This is a genomic window from Paenibacillus sinensis (genome assembly GCF_019904155.1).
In the GTDB taxonomy this organism is placed as follows: Bacteria; Bacillota; Bacilli; order Paenibacillales; family Paenibacillaceae; genus Paenibacillus_AQ; species Paenibacillus_AQ sinensis.
In genome coordinates, this window is record NZ_JAHCMB010000015.1 from 1 (window position 1) to 915 (window position 915).

Genomic DNA, 915 nt, shown 5'->3' on the forward strand with positions numbered 1-915 from the left:
TTCAGGAATGCTTCAAACGTCTTATCGTTCAAAATGAGTGGAGAATCCGCCTTTTCGTTACCGGGATTAAGTTCATCCCACTCTTTAAACAGCCTGTCCACTTTTCTGAAGTGAGCCTTTATCCTGGAAGCAAGCTCCTGAATACTGAAAGGTTTGGTCATGTAATCATCTGCTCCTATTTCGAGCCCGACGATTTTATCAATGTCCTTATCACGCGCACTTAAAAACAGAATTGGAACATTATAAGAATTTCGGATACTTCTGCAGACATCAAGTCCATCCATATCAGGCATCACTATATCAAGAACGATGAAATCGATGTGATTTTCTTCCAATACAGATAGGGCCTCTTTCCCCGAATATGCTGAAAGTATGGCAAATTGCTCGTACCTTAAACTCTTTGTGATGAGTTTGACGATTACTTCATCGTCGTCTACAACTAATATCGTTTTCAGCATATTTTTACCTCCCTGCCGCTTTTAAGGGACTAGATTTATAACACAAGAGCCGCATGGACTTCTCGCATTGAAAAAAAAGTCGCGCTCAAAGCGCCTCTCCAGTCTCGGATAAGCTGGAATAAGAGCTTGAGCAACGACCCGGGTAATGCTGGATTTAACAAGCTGGCATGCTCTTCCATAGCGGTCGAGCGCTCTGCGCATATTCCAGCTTGAAAAGGGCAGTGTGAAAAAGAGCAGTGTGAAAAGGTGCAAGAAAACCAACACAAGGTTTGGTTTTCAGCCTTTTCCGATAAAGTCCATCCGGGCTACGCACTCCACATGTGTGGGTTGCGTAAAATAGACAATCATTAGATGTGGCAGTATTCGCTGAGGCTAACATTACTTGTCAATCATTTGTTGTAGGTTGGTGTAATCTAGAGAAAATTTGTTCGACAAGGACACCAACTTTCTCTACATC

General features: G+C 42.6%; 1 protein-coding gene. It reads right to left on the minus strand.

The window, feature by feature from the left end:
- Positions 1-458 (minus strand): response regulator transcription factor (locus KIH86_RS01100; protein WP_223110262.1); only part of this gene is annotated, 458 nt, incomplete at its 3' end.
- Positions 459-915 lie beyond the last annotated feature (457 nt).